The organism is Aquabacterium sp., assembly GCF_044226965.1.
Lineage (GTDB): Bacteria > Pseudomonadota > Gammaproteobacteria > Burkholderiales > Burkholderiaceae_C > Pseudaquabacterium.
Genome location: NZ_JBGAGA010000041.1, coordinates 1 through 17,785 on the forward strand (window position 1 = coordinate 1; position 17,785 = coordinate 17,785).

Below are 17,785 nucleotides of genomic sequence, written 5' to 3' on the forward strand. Positions count from 1 at the left end.
CATCAGCATCAGCGCGGCAATCAGCTTCACCGCGCGGCCGTAGGCCCGCTGCAGCGCCATGCCGGCCAAGGTGCCGAAGGGCCGCGCAATGAAGCCCAGCGAGAAGATCGCGAACGACAGCAGCGTGCCGTGCAGCGGGTCCTGCGCCGGGAAATACAGCGCCGGGAACACCAGCACCGACGCGATGCCGTAGACGAAGAACTCGAAGTATTCGGACGCCCGGCCGACGATCACGCCCACGGCGATGTCGCCCGGATCGACGGCGCCGTCCTGGTGCTGCGGGTGGTGGGCGGAGGCGCGGGCCCGGGCGCGGGCCGCGGAGGGCGGGTCCCCTGGTTCAGGGGGCGGAAGGGAGGAACTCACGGGCGAAGCCGTCAAGCGGCAGGATCAAAAAACCCGCGCAAGCGCGGGCGGGACTGGGACAAAGTGTCCAATGGTTGACCAGGGTCAATCTAGGTAGATTCCCGAAGGCCATGAAGCCCTCTCCGCTCCCGAACTCCCTGGTGGTGATGAACCCGGCCGGCGACATCGCCCGCCAGCAGGCCGACTTGATCGTCACCTCCACCGTGCTGATGCTGCTGATCATCGTGCCGGTGATCGTGCTGACCCTGCTGTTCGCCTGGCGCTACCGTGCCGCGAACCGCAGCGCCACCTACCAGCCGGACTGGGACCATTCGACCAAGCTGGAACTGCTGATCTGGGGCGCGCCGCTGCTGATCATCATCGCGCTGGGCGCGATCACCTGGATCAGCACGCACCAGCTCGACCCGTTCCGCAAGCTCAGCCGCCTGGACGCGCAGCGCGCGCTGCCGGCCGACGTGCAGCCGCTGGAAGTGCAGGTGGTCGCGCTGGACTGGAAGTGGCTCTTCATCTACCCGCAGCAGGGCGTGGCCACGGTGAACGAGCTGGCCGCGCCGGTGGACCGGCCGATCCACTTCAAGATGACCTCGTCCACCGTGATGAACAGCCTGTTCATTCCCGCGCTGGCCGGCCAGATCTACGCCATGCCGGGCATGCAGACCGAGCTGAACGCGGTGATCAACAAGCCCGGCGTCTACGACGGCTTCTCGGCCAACTACAGCGGCGCCGGCTTCTCGCAGATGCGCTTCAAGTTCCATGGCCTGAGCGACGCTGACTTCGCGCGTTGGGTGGCGCAGGCGCGCAGTGGCGGCCAGGTGCTGGACCGCACGGCCTACCTGCAGCTCGAACAGCCCAGCACCGCGCACCCGGTGCAGCGCTTCGCCACCGTCGAACCCGAGCTGTTCGCCGCCGCGGTGAACCGCTGCGTCGAAGGCGGGCGCCTCTGCATGGCCGACATGATGGCCATCGACGCGGCCGGCGGCGGCGGCAAGGTCGGCATCGCCAGCCTCGCACGCCAGCCCTGGCGCGGCGCCGAGCGCCTGGTGGTCGCCGGCCTGTGCACGCCGGCCGATCCCGAAGGCCGCAGCGCCGCCGGCCCCGGCGCGAGCACCCCGAACAACCGCACGCCCAAGGATCTGTGATGTCCGCGCCGCTTCCCGTCCAAGAATCGCTGCTGCTCGGCCGGCTGTCCTGGCAGGCCCTGCCGCTGCACGAGCCCATCCTCGTCGCCACCTTCGCGATGGTCGCGCTCGGTGGTCTGGCCACGCTCGCGCTGATGACGCGTTATCGGCTGTGGGGCCCATTCTGGCGCGACTGGGTCACCAGCATCGACCACAAGAAGATCGGCATCATGTACATCGCGCTCGGCGTGGTGATGCTGCTGCGCGGCTTCTCCGACGCGCTGCTGATGCGCGCGCAGCAGGCCGTGGCCTTCGGGGACTCGGCCGGCTTCCTGCCGCCGCACCACTACGACCAGATCTTCACCGCCCACGGCGTGATCATGATCTTCTTCGTGGCGATGCCTTTCGTCACCGGCTTCATGAACTACGTGGTGCCGCTGCAGATCGGCGCGCGCGACGTGGCCTTCCCGTTCCTGAACAACTTCAGCTTCTGGATGACGGTGGGCGGCGCGGTGCTGATGATGATGTCGCTGTTCGTCGGTGAATTCGCGCGCACCGGCTGGCTGGCCTACCCGCCGCTGTCGGGCATCCTGGCCGACCCCGGCGTGGGGGTCGACTACTACCTGTGGTCGCTGCAGGTGGCGGGGGTCGGGACAACGCTGTCCGGCATCAACCTGATCGCCACCATCGTGAAGATGCGCGCCCCCGGCATGACGATGATGAAGATGCCGGTCTTCACCTGGACCAGCCTGTGCACCAACGTGCTGATCGTCGTCAGCTTCCCGGTGCTGACCGCCGTGCTGGCGCTGCTGAGCCTGGACCGCTACGTCGGCACCAACTTCTTCACCACCGACCTCGGCGGCAACGCGATGGTCTACGTGAACCTGATCTGGATCTGGGGCCACCCCGAGGTCTACATCCTGGTGCTGCCGGTGTTCGGCATCTTCAGCGAGGTGGTGGCCACCTTCTGCGGCAAGCGCCTGTTCGGCTATGCCTCGATGGTGTACGCCACCGTCGTGATCACGATCCTGTCGTACCTGGTGTGGCTGCACCACTTCTTCACGATGGGCTCGGGCGCGTCGGTGAATTCGTTCTTCGGCATCACGACGATGATCATCTCGATCCCCACCGGGGCGAAGATCTTCAACTGGCTGTTCACGATGTACCGCGGCCGCATCCGCTTCGAGGTGCCGATGCTGTGGACCATCGGCTTCATGATCACCTTCGTGATCGGCGGCATGACCGGCGTGCTGCTCGCGGTGCCACCGGCCGACTTCGTGCTGCACAACAGCCTGTTCCTGATCGCGCACTTCCACAACGTGATCATCGGCGGCGTGGTGTTCGGCGTGTTCGCCGGCATCACCTACTGGTTCCCGAAGGCCTTCGGCTACAAGCTCGATCCGTTCTGGGGCAAGGCCTCGTTCTGGTGCTGGTTCGTCGGCTTCTACCTCGCCTTCATGCCGCTCTACGTGCTGGGCCTGATGGGCGTGACGCGGCGCATGAACCACTTCGACGACGCCAGCCTGCAGCCCTGGTTCGTGGTGGCGGCGCTCGGCGCGGTGCTCATCGCCATCGGCATCGCCTGCTTCATCATCCAGCTGGTGGTGAGCTTCCTGCGCCGTGAGCAGCTGCGCGACGCGCATGGCGACAGCTGGACCACCGGCCGCACGCTGGAGTGGAGCACCGCCAGCCCGCCGCCGGCCTACAACTTCGCGTTCACGCCCATCGTCTACGAGCGCGATGCCTGGCACGACATGAAGCAGCGCGGCGCGCAGCGCCCGACCGGCGGCTTCCAGCCCATCCACATGCCGGCCAACACCGCCGCGGGCGTGGTGATCGCGGGCCTGTCCACGCTGCTGGGCTTCGCGCTGATCTGGCACATCTGGTGGCTGGCCGGCGCCGCGTTCGCGACGATGCTGGTGGCCGCCATCGTGCACACCTTCAACTACCGGCGCGACTACCACATCCCGGCCGATGTGGTGACCCGCACCGAAGACCTGCGCACCCGTGCGCTGGCCGCGCTGGGCCTGCGTGGCCCGGCCCTGGCCTGATCGTCGAGGAGCTTCCCTCATGTCGACCACCCTGAATCCCGCCCTCACGCCCGCGCTGACCCCCGGCCTGGCGCCCACGCCGGCGCTGAACCCGCTGCACACGCCGGCGCCGCGCTTCTACGACGACGGCACCCACCACCCGCAGCAGGGCACGCTGCTGGGCTTCTGGCTCTACCTGATGAGCGACTGCCTCATCTTCGCGGTGCTGTTCGCGGTGTATGCGGTGATGGGCCGCAGCTACGCCGCCGGCCCCTCGGGCGCCGACCTGTTCAACCTGCCGCTGGTGGCGGTGAACACCGGCCTGCTGCTGCTGTCGTCCATCACCTACGGCTTCGCGATGATCGGCATGCAGCAACGGCAGAAGAACGCCGTGCTCGGCTGGCTGGCGCTGACCGGGCTGCTGGGCGCCGGCTTCATCGGCCTGGAGCTCTACGAGTTCGCGCACCTGATCCACGAAGGCGCCGGCCCGCAGCGCAGCGCCTTCCTCTCCAGCTTCTTCGCGCTGGTGGGCACGCACGGCCTGCACGTGAGCTTCGGCATCCTGTGGCTGGGCACGCTGATGCTGCAGGTCAAGCGCCACGGCCTGCACGCTGCCAACCGCCGCCGGCTGATGTGCCTGTCGATGTTCTGGCACTTCCTGGACGTGATCTGGATCGGCGTGTTCAGCTTCGTCTACCTGATGGGCTCGCTGCCCCCTAGCGCCTGACCGCGCCTGATACCGCCTCACACATCGGGAGAACGCACATGGCGATCACCTCCACGCTCCACGCCCACGGCGCGGACCACCACGACGATGACGCGCACGATGCGGGTTATCACGCCAGCGTCCGCGGCTATGCCATCGGCTTCGGCCTGTCGGTGCTGCTGACGGCCATTCCGTTCTGGCTGGTGATGGGCAAGGTGCTGCCCAACCCCGGGCTGATCGCGGCGGCCGTGCTGGTGTTCGCCGCGGTGCAGGTGGTGGTGCACATGGTGTACTTCCTGCACCTGAACGCCAAGGTCGAGCAGGGCTGGTCGCTGCTGGCGCTGATCTTCACCGCGGTGCTGGTGGTCATCATGCTGGCCGGCTCGGTGTGGGTGATGCACCACCTGAACACCAACATGATGCCCACCGCGCACGAGATGAAGAACCTGCCGTGACGGCAGGTGCCGGCGTGCGCACGGCCCTGACCGCCCTGCTGGCCGCGCTGGCGCTGGCCTTCGCGGCGCTGGCGCACTGGCAGTGGCAGCGGCTGCTGTGGAAGGAAGCGCTGCTGGCGCGCGTGGCCCGCATCGATACCGAGGCACCGATCGCGCCACCGCCACCGGCCGAGTGGCCGACGCTGCGGCTGGCCGACGTCGAGTACCGCCCGGTGCAGCTGGCCGGCCGCTTCGATGCCGCGCGCGAACAGCGGGTGCTGGCCAGCACCGAGCTCGGCCGCGGCCGCTGGGTGATGGTGCCGCTGCTCACGCGCGAGGGCTTCTGGGTGTGGGTGAACCGCGGCTTCGTCGACGAGGCACACCGCGATCCCGCCAGCCGCCCCGCGCCGTCCGACGCCGAACTGCAGCGCCCCGGCCTGCTGCGCTTCAGCGAGAAACCCTGGCTGCCCGGCCTGGCCGATGCCAGCCGCGACATCGCGCGCCTGAGCGCCGCCGCCGGCCTGCCGGCCGATCGGGTGGCCCCGTACTTCGTCGACGCCCGGCCCGCCGCGGGTGCTAGCGCACAGGAGACGTGGCCACGTGCCGGCCTCACGGTGCTGCGCTTCTCGAACCGGCACCTGGGCTATGCCCTCACCTGGGCCGGCCTGGCGCTGGCCGCGCTGGCCGGTGCCGCGCTGGTGTGGCGGCAGGGCCGCCGCCCCGGGCCGCAGGGCTGAACCGCATGCGCGCCGGCCCCCTTCCGCCGGACATCGGGCTGCTGGCACCGCGGCTGGCGCGCGGCGGGCTGCTATCGTCGCAGGCCGCCGCGCCCGCCATGCCCCTGCTCAGCGACCTCCTCCGCCCTGTCGGCAGCCCGGCCGAGGGCCTGACCCTGCCGCCCGGCGGCGAAGACCCGACGCTGCGCCCCGACGAGCAGGCCGGCCGCAGCGCGCTGCTGCAGCTGGTGCAGCTGCGCTGGATCGCCTGCATCGGCCAGCTGGTCACCGTGCTCGGCGTCCACTACCTGCTGGGCGTGCACCTGCCGCTGCGCGCGATGCTGGCCATCATCGTCGGCCTGGCGCTGTTCAACCTGGCCAGCGGGCTGCGGGCCCGCACCGCACGGGCGGTCGGCAGCGTCGAACTGCTGGCCGGACTGGGCGTGGACCTGCTGGTGCTCACCGCGCTGCTGGCCTTGTCCGGCGGCGTCAACAACCCCTTCGTGTTCCTCTACCTGCCGCAGGTGGCGGTGGCCGCGCTGCTGCTGCCGCGGCGCCTGGTGTGGCTGGTGCTGGCGGCGGCGACGCTGGCCATCGCCGCGCTGGCCCGTTGGCACTGGCCGCTGCAGTGGAACGACGGGCCGGTGCCGCCGCTCTCGCTGGCCTACGTGCTGGGGCTGCTGCTGTGTTTCGTGATCTGCGCTTCGCTGATGGTGCGGGTGATCGTGCACTTCGGCCACACGCTGCGCCGGCGCGACGAGCGCCTGGCCGCGCTGCGCCAGCGCGCCGCCGAGGAAGATCACATCGTGCGCATGGGCCTGCTGGCCAGCGGCGCCGCGCACGAGCTGAGCACGCCGCTGGCCACCTTGAGCGTCATCCTCGGCGACTGGTCGCACATGGGCCCGATCGCCGCCGAGCCCGAACTGCGCCAGGACCTCGACGAGATGCAGGCCCAGGTGCAGCGCTGCAAGACCATCATCACCGGCATCCTGATGTCGGCCGGCGATGCGCGCGCCGAGATCACCGGCACCACCACGCTGCCCGAGTTCCTGGCCGACGTGCTGGCCGAATGGTGCCGGCGCCGCGGCGTCGACGCGTTCCAGGCCGAACTCGGGCCGCTGCCGGACCAGCCCATCGTCACCGATGCCGGGCTGCGCCAGATGGTCACCAACCTGCTGGACAACGCGCTCGAAGCCGCGCCGCAGGCGCTGCCGCGGCTGCTGGCCGATGCCGACGACCAGGGCCAGCTGCGCCTGCGCATCCAGGACCGCGGCCCGGGCTTTGCGCCCGAGGTGCTGGCCAACTTCGGCCGGCCCTACCATTCCACCAAGGGCAAGCCCGGCGGCGGCCTGGGCGTGTTCCTGAGCGTGAACCTGGCACGCAAGCTCGGCGGCAACGTGCAGGCCCGCAACCTCGCGCATGGCGGCGCCGAGGTCACCGTCACCCTGCCGCTGGACGCCCTGGTGCCCGAGCCCGATGAACCCTGACGCAGACACCGAACGCCGGCTGCTGATCGTCGAAGACGACGATGCGCTCGCCGCTTCGCTGACGCGTTCGTTCGAGCGCCGCGGCTGGCAGGTGAAGCGCGCGGCCGACCTGGCCAGCATGCAGGCGCTGCTGCCGGCCCACCAGCCCACGCACGCGGTGGTGGACCTGAAGCTCGCGCATGGCGATTCGGGCCTGGCCTGCGTGCAGGCACTGCACCGGCACGACGAGGACATGGCCATCGTCGTGCTCACCGGCTACGCCAGCATCGCCACCGCGGTGGAAGCCATCAAGCTGGGCGCGCGCCACTACCTGGCCAAGCCCGCGAACACCGACGACATCGAGGCCGCCTTCCGGCGCGAGGAAGGCGAGACCGAGCTGGCCTTGAGCAACCGCGCCACCTCGATCAAGACGCTGGAGTGGGAGCGCATCCACGAGACGCTGGCCGACACCAACTTCAACATCAGCGAAGCCGCACGGCGCCTGGGCATGCACCGGCGCACGCTGGCGCGCAAGCTGGAGAAGAAGCGCGTCAGCTGACGGCGATGTGGCGACGCTGCGGCCGGCGCGCCGCCAGGCCCGCCGCGCCCAGCGCACCCAGCACCAGCAGCCAACTGGCCGGCTCGGGCACCGCCGCACCGGTGGTGCCGGGGAACACACCGGAACTCGAGGTCACCGTAGCCCCATCCGGCGCCACGTAGCTGAGCGTGGCCGTGTTGGCAAAGTCCTGCGTCCACGCGGTGTCGATGTTGGCGTTGTCGATGCCGCCGCCCACGCGGATGACCAGCAGCCAGTCGAAATCACTGCCCGGCGCGAACTGCGCCTGCAGGTCGGAGTCCACCGCGCCACTCAGGTTGCCCAGCACGTTGTTGCCGCAGAAGTCCTGCGGCGTGCCAAAGTCGCCGATGGACCACGAGAACATGTGGGTGGTGTTGCAGCTGCTGGTGCTCAACTGCCCGGGCGCGAAGATCATCAGGCTGATCAGCGCGAAGTTCGTCCGCGTCGGGTTGTTGTTGCCGCTGCCCGGCGAGAAGGTCTCGACCCCGTCGATGTGCACGTTGAAGGTGGCCTGCGAGTTGCCCCACACGAAGGGGTTCACGCCGTTGTGGTGGGTGAAGCTGTCGCCGAACAGCGCATTGGCAAAGGCGAACTCGTTGGTGCCCACGGACGAGGCGCGCACATGCAGCGTCCCATCGGCCAGGTTGGCCGCGGCCAGCGCGCTGCTGCTTTGATTGCCGGCGGTGGCGGTGTGCGAATCGCTGGCCGACAACTGCTGCGAGTAGCCGAACTGCGTGTAGCCGTCGATGCCGGTCTGCACGGTGGTGCCGGCCACGTAGGCGGCGCTGGCGGTGCCGCCGGCGCCCAGCAGGCCGAGGGCGAGGGCCGCGGTGGCCAGCGGATGGATGCAGGATGGAAGGCGCGGGCAAGGGGTGCTCATGACAGGTCCGGGCAAGCGGTTGGGATGCCTGGCAGTCTGGTGAGCAAGCGTTAGTCAAACGCTAGCGGGAGGGGGGCCGGCGCGGGGTGCGGGCCCCCTTGGTTGCGGGGATGGCGCCCGCTCGTCGAGCCGCGCGCGCCACGGCCGGCTTCAGGCCTCATCGCCGAAATAGGCGTGCATCTCCTCCGGTGTCAGCACCTGGGCGTATTCGTCCAGCACGAACTGCGCCACCCGGTTCGCGCCCTTGTCCAGCGCGCGCGGCACCACGAGCGAGGCGAGCCACCAGGCCGCCAGCCGCAGGCGCCTGCGTTCGATGCGCTGCTGGATGCGCCACAGCGCTTCTCGACGATCGGGCGGAAAGTCGACGCCCAGGCGGTGGTCGATCATCAGGTCGAGCTCGCGACGGCGCACCTGCGCCTCGGCGGCACGGTGCGGCGCCGACGGCTGCGACGTGTGCAGGCCGACGATGGCCTGCTCGTACTCGCGCTGCGTGAGTCGCCGCCCGTGGTTCATCACCCTTTCGGCTTGGAAGTGGATGCTGCCTTGGCCTCGGCCTTGGCGGCGGACAGCAGCTTGCCATAGACGCTGCGGGCCGTGCCCTTGCCGAAAGCCTGATCCAGTGCATCCGGGTCGGCCAGCACCAGGCGCTCGTCCGGACTCAATTCAAGCAGGCGACGGTACTGCGGCTTCTTCTTCAGCGCGTTGGCACAGTCGTCCTGGAAGCGATCGGTCAGCCGGTTGAAGTTCCTGACGAACTCCACCGGCGACATCTGCTGGCCCACCCAGTCCGCATTGAGCTGGTGGTGCCCGGTCTCGATGGCCGTCTTGGCCAGCCGCAGGCCCTGCAGCGCGGTGTTGTCCAGCGCCCCCTGGAAGCGGTGGCCCAGCTCCCGTTCGAAGAGCTGGATGTTGAACTCGATGGCGTCCATGGCGGTGGCGGCCTTGGGGTCGAAGCGGTTGTACAGGGACTTGATGCTGCGGACATGCGCGGTGTCGGCAGTGGACAGCGCCAGTTTCGGCGCACGCTTCATCGCGGCCCTTGCCGCCGCCGGGCTGGCCGCCGCCGTGCAGGCGGGCAGGTCCCCTGTGACGCTGGTCTGTTGATTGAACGGCGCCGAACAAGGCCAGACGCCGGCGCGGCCATATGGGCCGAACACCGCCTGCGACAGCGCGTAGCCGCGCGCGGCGCTGACCAGGATGCCGGCGGGCACCAGGATGCGGTTGGCCGCCTGGTGGCACACGCCATTGACCAGGTAGCAGGTGATGCCCGCACGCTCGTTGCTGCCCGCAATGGCATCGGCGCGCCGCGTGCTGCCGGTGCCGCTGTTGAACGCCGTGCCGCCGGTCTTGCCGCCCCAGCACGACCAGCCCTTGCCGCCGGTGCCGCACTCGACGTACGTGTGATCGGCGGCCTTGAGGAACAGCTTCGTCGGGTACTTCTTCGCGACCAGGGTGCCCACTGCGTGTCTCCTTTGCATGCCGGGCGGACATTCTGCTGCGCCAGGCCGCAGCCGTCGTCCGCTGTCAGGGGGATCGGGGTGAGGCCGGTGGCCGGTGGCCTGTCGGGGAGGGTCGACAACAGCGCCCGCTTTACTTCGCGCAGGGACAAGGCATGGGTGTGGGCAGGTAGAGTACTTGCTCGGCCAGCCGACAATGCGGACCGCGCGAAGGCGATCCGCCGCCCTCGCCTACCGGCCAGCACGACCTGCCCCACCGCCGAAGCAAGCAGAACACTTGACTTGCGTGGCGAGTCTGAAACCTGCACGCTAGGCCTTGGCCCCACACGCCCGAGAACCCTATGAACCTCAAGCTGCCCATCACTGTCGTCGATGAACTCTCCGATCACGAGATCCGAGCCGTGGGCGAACTCGACCTTGCCAGCGGCGACATCAGGATCGTGCGCTACGAGGATTACGACATCGCCGCCCGAGGCCTACCGGCGCATCACAAGGACTACGAGTTCACCGTTGGCGTTCTCTCCAACGGGGGCCGCGACGTCGAGTTCGGCGTGCGCGTGGATCGCATGTCCGGTCGGTACAGCGTGACCCCGGACGAGCTACTCGAGATCAAGGGTCGCGCGGCCAAGTTGTTCTCGCAGCCACCGGGCGCGTCGACGATGCACTGAAGGCCGGTGTGCAGGGCGGTGCACTGATGGCCAGTCCGCACGAGCGGACGCGGGCTTCCTGTCAGCTCAAGCCGACCTGCGCGCCGGCGCCGACGGAGATGCACGGCCCCCACGAACAGTGACGGAAGGACTGGCAGCAGCACCCGGTCTCGCGGCTCGTCAGAATGACCCAGGCCAGGCCGGACGGTCAGCTGTCCCGCAGTGGCTCGGACTCACGCATCCGGCCACGAGCGGTCAGCCACCGAGATTGCAGTAGCCGGACAGCGAAGACGCGAAGACAGCTCCGGAAGTCGCTCCTTTCCGCCCTGCGCTTCATGGATGGCGCGCAACGGACGTACGGGCCGCCTGGCACGCGCATCAACGCGAATGAAGGTGCCGGTGGTGCACATCCGGAACATGCGCATGCCGATGCGCCAGCGCGGCATGCGCTTGCGGATGCATATGCGGTTCGGCGCCTTCCCACGGGAAATCGTGCGAATGCCGACGATGCTCGTCTCGCCGATGCCGGTGGGAGAGCTCCAACGGCGTGTGGGTGTGTTCGTGCTCGTGCCGCTCGCACATCGCACGCATACGCCGCGTGGCTCACGATCTCGTTTGATTCTCCCCGACCCCGCGCAGCAGCCGCAGTCCGTTGAAGACCACCAGCAGGCTGGCACCCATGTCGGCGAACACCGCCATCCACATCGTGGCTTGGCCGAAGACGGCGAGCACGAAGAACACGGCCTTGATGCCCAGCGCCAGCGCGATGTTCTGCCACAGCACCGCGTAGGTCTGCCTCGACAGACGGATGGTCTCCGGCACCCGGCGCAGATCGTCGTTCATGATCAGCACGTCGGCCGCCTCCTTCGCGCTGTCGGTGCCTGCCGCGGCGAGCCCGAATCCGACCGCTGCCGCCGACAGCGCTGGCGCATCGTTGATGCCGTCGCCCACCATGCCGACGGGCCCGCCGGCCGACAGGCTGCGGATGACATCCAGCTTGTCTTGCGGCAGCAGGTTGGCGCGCACGTCGGTGATACCCACCTGATCGGCGATCGTGCGTGCCGTCGAAGGGTTGTCGCCGGTGAGCATGACGGTCTGCACACCCAACGCCTTGAGTTCGGCCACCGCGTCCCGGCTCGTCGTCTTGGTGGTGTCGGCCACGGCGAACAAGGCCAGTACGCCCTGGGCATTGGCCAGCACGGTCACGGTCCGACCCTGGACCTCGTGCTCGTGCATGCGCACTTCCAACTCGACCGAGGACTGTTGCCGGTCCTCGATCCAGCGGTGGTTGCCGAGCACGAGGTCGTGCCCGTCGATCCGCCCATGCACGCCGCGGCCCAGCTCGGCGCCGAAGGTCTCGACCGGCAGTGGCTCGCCGTCGAGCCCGGTGGCCACGGCGGTGGACACCGGGTGATCGGATCGGGCCGCCAGGCTGTGTGCCATGCGCAGCACGCGCTCGGCTGGCAGCGCATTCGACAGCACCTCTTGCGCCACCAGCTTTGGCCTTCCCTCGGTGACCGTGCCGGTCTTGTCGAGCGCGATCACCTTCAAGCGCCGGGCCTCCTCGAGGTAGACGCCGCCCTTGATCAGGATCCCGCGCCGTGCGGCGGCCGAGAGGCCGCTGACAACGGTCACCGGCGTCGAGATGACCAGCGCGCAAGGGCACGCGATGACCAGCAGCACCAGCGCCTTGTAGATCGCATCGAGCCAAGCCCAGCCGGCCAGCATCGGCCCGCCGCCGGCCACGGCGACGGCCAGCACGAACACAGCCGGCGTGTAGACCGCAGCGAAGCGGTCGACAAGACGCTGTGTCGGCGCGCGCTGCCCCTGGGCCTCCTCGACCGCGTGGATGATTCGCGCCAGCACGGTGTCGGTCGCCGGCTTGGTGACCTCGAATTCGAGCGAACCGCTCTGGTTGATGGTTCCGGCGAAGATGGGGTCACCGACCTCCTTGTCTACTGGCAGGCTCTCGCCGGTGATGGGCGCCTGGTTCACGGCGCCACGGCCCTCGATGACGCGACCGTCGAGCGCCAGCCGCTCGCCGGGCTTGACGCGCACCACTGCGCCGACTTGGACCGCCTTGGCGTCAACCATCGCCCACGTTCCATCGGGCTGCCGGACCTCGGCTAGCGGCGGAGACAGTGCCAGCAGACCGGCGATGGCATTGCGGGCGCGCTCGACGGATCGCGCCTCGATCCACTCCGCCAGCGAGTACAGCGCCATCACCATCGCCGCCTCCGGCCACTGGCCGATCGCGAAGGCGCCGATCACGGCCACGCTCATCAGCGCGTTGATGTTGAGGTTGCCGCGCAGCAGTGCGGCAAGGCCTTTGCGGAACACGGCCAATCCGGCCAGCGCGATGGCGACAGCGGCAATGGCCATGCCGGCCAGCTTCCATGCCATGGTCTCGGGGGCGAAGTAGTGCACCGCCTCGGCGCCGACGGCTACGACCAGCGCACCGATGAGCTTGATCAGTTCGCTTCGCTGGGCTCGTGCACTGTCGATCGCTGGTGGCGGCGCGGACAGGGTCTCGGTCTTGAAGCCTGCAGCGTTGATCGCTGTGGTGACCGGCTGCCAGTTCTCGGCGGGCACATCGACCGACAGCAGGCGCGCCGCCAGGTCGAAGCGCAGGCGCCGGATGCCGGGCACGGCTTCGAGCGCCGTGCGGATCTGTGCTTCTTCCGTTGGGCAATCCATCGCCGGTATACGCAGCAACAGGCCGCCGTCGCCGATCACTGGGGCTGGCGTCGCCGCCGGCGCGGCGCAGGCCCCGGATACACAGCAGTCGTCAGCAGCGTCGACGTGAGCCGAGCCGTGGTCATGGTCGTCGTGTGCGTGATCGTGCGGCGCCTCAGACGCCCGGCCTGCCGAGACGGACGAGATTGGAATGACACGTGGCTTCATGAGGGAGATTGGAAGACCTGTAGCAACTACAGAGTCAAGTGCCTACACTCGCGTCATGAGCAATACCGCTGCTGCGATGAAGATCGGCGAGTTGGCGGCCGCTTCGGCAACGCCGATCGAGACCATCCGCTTCTACGAGCGTGAGGGGCTACTGCCCGAACCGGCGCGCTCCCAGGGCAACTTCCGCCTGTACGAGGCGCCGCACCTGGAGCGGCTGCAGTTCATCCGCCATTGCCGCGGCCTGGACATGTCTCTCGACGAGGTACGGGTACTGCTGAAGTTCAAGGACGCGCCGGGAGACGACTGCGGCGATGTCAATGCGCTGCTGGACGAGCACGTCGGCCATGTGGCACGCCGCATCAAGGAATTGCGCGCTTTGGAGCGCCAGTTGCGGGACCTGCGCCAGCGTTGCGGTTCCTCGCGCCCGACCCAGGCCTGCGGCATCCTGGCCGGCCTTGATGAGGCAGCGCAGGAGCCGAACTCCGGCAAGCGTGCGGCGCGTTCGCACCTGCGCTCCGTGCACGTCCGATGACGGCTCGCTTTGTTCGAACCTGAGCTTGCCAGCCCAGGTCAGCCACCAACCGCAGCCTGCTCGCGCGTGACTTCGACTCGTTGGGGTCGCCAGGCTCCAGCCGGTATCTGCTGGCCCACGCCCAGACCGTGCCGACGATCTCCACGCACACCACCTCGCCCGCGCGCCCGCTGACATCGAGATCAGCGCTTCCGTCGGGCCCCGTCAGTGTGAGCCGGTGAGTCCCTGCCGGCAGCCTCCAGCGAGCGAATGACCTCCGCACGGTGTCGACCGGCGACACACCGGGCGTGCTGATGCGAAGCACATGCGCCGTGTCGCCCCATCGCTTGCGGACCACGTAGCTTGGTCATGCATCCGACACTGGGCAAGGCGGTGCCGCCAAGGCCCAATAGGATGATGAGGCGTCGTACGTTCATGACGGACTGAGGGCTGGCGCTCGGGGTCGACGGTGGGTGCACGGGCCTTGCCCTCATCGAATCTGACGCGTGGATGGGATGTCGGTGACGTAGATCCAGCCCGCGCAGGACTGTCCAGTGCGGCCGGCCGCTGCGATGGCATTGACGAGTTCGTCGACGCAGTCGTCATCGCAATGCAGTTCGATCCTGAACTCGCGCACGACTTCCAGGCCCAGCTCGACGGAGTAGTGCCGTTCCGCCTCGTCCACCGGACGCAAGGTGCCTTGCACCGAGAAGGCCGCCAGATGGTGCTGCTCGGGGCCGCCTGCGTGAGCGGACCAGGCGCCGGTGGCCTTGATCGCCTCGATCACGTCCGCGGCACGGTGCTGGTGCACGTAGGCCTTGATCTCCTTCATGCGTTCTCCTGGGGCAGTTGCGGGGATGCGATGGCGTCGGCACGCTCCTGCGCCAGGCGCCTGGCCTCGGCGCGGGACTCGGACCATTCGTAGATCAAGGGCAGCAGCAGCAGCGTGAGCGCGGTGGACGTGAACAGGCCGCCCACGACCACGGTGGCCAGTGGCCGCTGCGTCTCGGCGCCGACGCCGGTGGAGACCAGCATCGGAATCAGGCCCAGGATGGCCACTGAAGCCGTCATCAGCACGGGCCTCAACCGCAGCGCTGCACCCTGGCGCACGGCCTCGCGGATCGGCAGGCCCTGGCGCCTCAGGTCGTTGAGGAAGGACACCATCACGATGCCGTTGAGCATCGCCACGCCGAACACGGCGATGAAGCCGATCGCCGACGGCACCGACAGGTACTGGCCGCTGACGAACAGGCCGACGATGCCGCCGATGATGGCGAACGGCACGTTGGCGATGATCAGCGTGGCATGCCGCACCGAGTTGAACGCGGTGTACAGCAGGATGAAGATCAGGCCGATGGTCAGCGGCACGATCACCGCCAACTTGGCCATCGCGCGCTGCTGGTTCTCGAAGGCGCCGCCCCACTCGATCCAGTAGCCTGGCGGCAACTGGACGCGCTGCGCGACCTGCGCCCCGGCCTCCTTGACGAAGCTGTCCACGTCGCGGCCCTTCACGTCCATCTGCAGCACGGCATAGCGCTGCAGCGCCTCGCGGCGCACGAAGGAGTAGCCCTCGTCGAGCTCGATCTTCGCGACCTGCGAGAACGGCACCAGCGCGCCTTCGCGGGTGCGCAACGGGATGGCGGCGATGGCGGCCGGGTCGGCCCGGAACTCGTCGGACAGGCGCACCGCGATGTCGAAGCGCCGCGTGCCGTCGATCAACGTGCTGACCGAGGAGCCGCCGATGCCCGACTGCACGACCTCCAGCACTTCGTCGGCATTGATGCCGTAGCGGGAGGCCGCTGACCGGTCCACCCTGATCACCAGCTGCGGCTTGCCCTTGTTGGCCTCGGCGGACAGGTCGGCGACGCCCGGCACCTTGTCGAGCACGGACTTGAGCTGCCCTGTCAGGCGGTCGAGCGTCTCCAGGTCCTCGCCGTAGAGCTTCAGCGCCAGCGTCGCGCGGACGCCGGAGATCAGTTCCTCCACACGCATCTGGATTGGCTGCGTGGCACCGAACACCGCGGTGGGCACCTCGGCTTCCAGGAACTCCTGCATGTCCTTGCCGAGCTTGCCATAGGAGACCTTCTCGGCCCACTCCGACTGCGGCTTCAGGTCGAGCAGCACCTCCATGTAGTTCACGTCGGCGGTCTCGCCCTTCTCGGCGCGGCCGATCGTGGCCAGCACCGAGCGCACCTGCGGAAACTGCGCGCGCAGTCTCGCGTCCACCACGTTGGAGACGCGGATCGACTCGTCCAGCGAGGTCGACGGGATGCCCGTGATGCGGAACATGATCGACCCCTCCTGCAGCTGCGGCATGAACTCCTTGCCGAGGAAGGGGAAGAGCGCCAGCGCGCCGACCAACAGGGCCAGTGCGCAGCCAACGACCAGGCGCTTGCGCTCCAGCGCCCAGTCCAGCAGCGGCAGGTACACGCGCTTGGCACGTGCGACGATGAGGGTGTCCTTCTCCTCCTTGGGCCTGAGGATCAGCGCGGCCAGCACCGGCACCAGCGTCAGCGACAGCAGCAGCGAGCCGGCCATCGCGAAGGTGATGGTCAATGCCATCGGCTTGAACAGCTTGCCCTCCAGCCCGGTCAGCGAGAAGAGCGGCATGAAGACGACGATGATGATCAGGATGGCGAACGCGATCGGGTTGGCCACCTCGCGCGCAGCCTCCAGGATCAGGTGGGTCCGATTGACCGGCCGGCCCGATTCGCGCGCGTGCGCCAGCAGCCGGAAGGCGTTCTCCACCATCACCACCGCACCGTCGACCATCATCCCGGTGCCGATGGCCAGGCCTGCCAGCGACATCAGGTTGGCCGACAGGCCGAAGTGGTTCATCAGCAGGAAGGCGATCAGCATCGCCAGCGGCAGCGTGACGATCACCACGATGGCCGAGCGCAGCTCGCCGAGGAACAGGAACAGCACGATCGCCACCAGGATGGAACCCTCGACCAGTGCGCTCTCGGCCGTCTTCAGGGCCTTCTCGACGATCTCGGTGCGGTCGTAGATGGGCTTGAGTTCGACACCCTTGGGCAACGCGGCCTGGGCCGTCTTGAGCTTGGCCTTGACACCGTCGACCACGTTCTTGGCGTTCTCGTTGACGCGCGAGAGCGCCATGCCGAGCACGGTCTCCTTGCCGTCGCGCGTGACGGCGCCGAAGCGCAGCGCGGGCGCCTCCTGCACCGTGGCCACGTCGCGCACGTAGACCGGCGCGCCGTTGCGCTCGGCCACTACGACGGCGCCAATGTCCGCGGTGTTCGCGACCAGGCCCAGGCCGCGCACCAGGTACTGCTCGGCCCCGAGGTTGATGTACTGCCCGCCCACCTGCTTGTTGTTGGCGGTGAGCTGCTCCATCACCTGCTTGAAGCTCAAGGAGTACTTGATCAGCTTGCGCGGATCGATCTGCACCTGGTACTGCTTCTCGTGGCCACCCCAGGACATCACGTCGTCCACGCCCGGCGCGGTGCGCAGGATCAGCCGCACGGTCCAGTCGTGCAGCGTGCGCAGATCCATCGCCGAGAGCTTCTTGTCGGCCGACTCGATCGTGTACCAGAACACCTGGCCCAGCCCCGAGCTGTTGGGGCCGAGCACCGGTTCGCCGTAGCCTTGCGGCAGGCGTTCCTTGGCCTCCTGCAGCTTCTCGCCCACCAGGCGGCGCGCGAAGTAGATGTCGACGTTGTCCTTGAAGTAGACGCCGACGTAGGACAGGCCGAACAGAGAGACCGAGCGCACTTCCTCCACGCCGGGCAGGCCGGCCATCGCGCCTTCGATGGGCGTGGTGAGCAGGCGCTCCACGTCCTCGGCGGCCAGGCCCGGCGATTCGGTATAGACGTTCACCTGGATTGGCGTCACGTCGGGGAAGGCATCCACGGGCACGTCGCGGAAGGCCTGCAGCCCCAAGCCCACGATCACCGCGAAGGCAACGAGGACCAGGACCTTGTAGCGCAGCGAGGCATCGACAATGGCATTGAGCATG

15 protein-coding genes and 1 pseudogene are annotated in these 17,785 nt (G+C 68.5%); 9 read left to right on the top strand and 7 right to left on the bottom strand.

Annotated elements, in window-relative coordinates:
- Positions 1-363 (bottom strand): annotated as a pseudogene (locus ACILR4_RS17955) (MFS transporter); the annotation flags it as partial.
- A 110-nt stretch (positions 364-473) separates the two neighbouring features.
- Here ACILR4_RS17955 and cyoA point away from each other — a divergent pair.
- Genes cyoA through ACILR4_RS17990 form a run of 7 tightly spaced genes read left to right on the top strand, consistent with a single transcriptional unit; the run spans position 474 to position 7,392 of the window.
- A complete protein-coding gene (gene cyoA, locus ACILR4_RS17960) occupies positions 474-1,502 on the top strand; it encodes a ubiquinol oxidase subunit II (protein WP_395702234.1) in 1,029 nt (342 codons plus the stop codon).
- A complete protein-coding gene (gene cyoB / locus ACILR4_RS17965) occupies positions 1,502-3,532 on the top strand; it encodes a cytochrome o ubiquinol oxidase subunit I (RefSeq protein WP_395702235.1) in 2,031 nt (676 codons plus the stop codon). Before cyoA ends, cyoB begins: the two co-directional genes overlap by 1 nt.
- A 19-nt stretch (positions 3,533-3,551) precedes the next feature.
- Positions 3,552-4,238, top strand: coding sequence for a cytochrome o ubiquinol oxidase subunit III (gene cyoC / locus ACILR4_RS17970; RefSeq protein WP_395702236.1), 687 nt, complete (start codon positions 3,552-3,554; stop codon positions 4,236-4,238).
- Between the two features lie 38 nt (positions 4,239-4,276).
- Entirely contained in the window at positions 4,277-4,672 is a 396-nt protein-coding gene (gene cyoD / locus ACILR4_RS17975) for a cytochrome o ubiquinol oxidase subunit IV (protein WP_395702237.1), read from the top strand.
- A complete protein-coding gene (locus tag ACILR4_RS17980) occupies positions 4,669-5,388 on the top strand; it encodes an SURF1 family protein (protein WP_395702238.1) in 720 nt (239 codons plus the stop codon). Before cyoD ends, ACILR4_RS17980 begins: the two co-directional genes overlap by 4 nt.
- A 5-nt stretch (positions 5,389-5,393) precedes the next feature.
- Complete coding sequence (locus ACILR4_RS17985) at positions 5,394-6,854, top strand: ATP-binding protein (protein WP_395702239.1); 1,461 nt, start codon at positions 5,394-5,396, stop codon at positions 6,852-6,854.
- On the top strand, positions 6,844-7,392 hold the full coding sequence (locus ACILR4_RS17990) for a response regulator transcription factor (protein ID WP_395702240.1): 549 nt from the start codon (positions 6,844-6,846) through the stop codon (positions 7,390-7,392). The genes ACILR4_RS17985 and ACILR4_RS17990 overlap by 11 nt, the downstream gene beginning before the upstream one ends.
- Here the strand turns inward: ACILR4_RS17990 and ACILR4_RS17995 are convergent.
- The 3 genes from ACILR4_RS17995 to ACILR4_RS18005 all read right to left on the bottom strand — a co-directional run bounded on the left by ACILR4_RS17995 (position 7,385) and on the right by ACILR4_RS18005 (position 9,750).
- The gene (locus ACILR4_RS17995) at positions 7,385-8,290 is read right to left on the bottom strand and encodes a PEP-CTERM sorting domain-containing protein (RefSeq protein ID WP_395702241.1); all 906 of its coding nucleotides are present in this window, start codon (positions 8,288-8,290) and stop codon (positions 7,385-7,387) included. The genes ACILR4_RS17990 and ACILR4_RS17995 overlap by 8 nt on opposite strands.
- A 150-nt stretch (positions 8,291-8,440) precedes the next feature.
- Positions 8,441-8,803: a hypothetical protein gene (locus ACILR4_RS18000; RefSeq protein ID WP_395702242.1), complete on the bottom strand. Its 363-nt coding sequence runs from the start codon at positions 8,801-8,803 to the stop codon at positions 8,441-8,443.
- Positions 8,803-9,750, bottom strand: a complete 948-nt coding sequence (locus ACILR4_RS18005) for a hypothetical protein (protein ID WP_395702243.1) — start codon at positions 9,748-9,750, stop codon at positions 8,803-8,805. The genes ACILR4_RS18000 and ACILR4_RS18005 overlap by 1 nt, the downstream gene beginning before the upstream one ends.
- Before the next feature lie 338 nt (positions 9,751-10,088).
- On the opposite strand from ACILR4_RS18005, the gene ACILR4_RS18010 reads away from it, so the two are divergent.
- A complete protein-coding gene (locus tag ACILR4_RS18010) occupies positions 10,089-10,415 on the top strand; it encodes a hypothetical protein (protein ID WP_395702244.1) in 327 nt (108 codons plus the stop codon).
- A gap of 582 nt (positions 10,416-10,997) precedes the next feature.
- Here the strand turns inward: ACILR4_RS18010 and ACILR4_RS18015 are convergent.
- The gene (locus ACILR4_RS18015) at positions 10,998-13,298 is read right to left on the bottom strand and encodes a heavy metal translocating P-type ATPase (RefSeq protein ID WP_395702245.1); all 2,301 of its coding nucleotides are present in this window, start codon (positions 13,296-13,298) and stop codon (positions 10,998-11,000) included.
- A 76-nt stretch (positions 13,299-13,374) separates the two neighbouring features.
- Here ACILR4_RS18015 and cadR point away from each other — a divergent pair, with 76 nt between their 5' ends.
- The gene (gene cadR / locus ACILR4_RS18020) at positions 13,375-13,830 is read left to right on the top strand and encodes a Cd(II)/Pb(II)-responsive transcriptional regulator (RefSeq protein WP_395702281.1); all 456 of its coding nucleotides are present in this window, start codon (positions 13,375-13,377) and stop codon (positions 13,828-13,830) included.
- A gap of 469 nt (positions 13,831-14,299) precedes the next feature.
- Here the strand turns inward: cadR and ACILR4_RS18025 are convergent, their stop codons facing one another.
- On the bottom strand, positions 14,300-14,641 hold the full coding sequence (locus ACILR4_RS18025; RefSeq protein ID WP_395702246.1) for a P-II family nitrogen regulator: 342 nt from the start codon (positions 14,639-14,641) through the stop codon (positions 14,300-14,302).
- The gene (locus ACILR4_RS18030) at positions 14,638-17,784 is read right to left on the bottom strand and encodes an efflux RND transporter permease subunit (protein WP_395702247.1); all 3,147 of its coding nucleotides are present in this window, start codon (positions 17,782-17,784) and stop codon (positions 14,638-14,640) included. Before ACILR4_RS18030 ends, ACILR4_RS18025 begins: the two co-directional genes overlap by 4 nt.
- Between the last annotated feature and the right edge of the window lies 1 nt (position 17,785).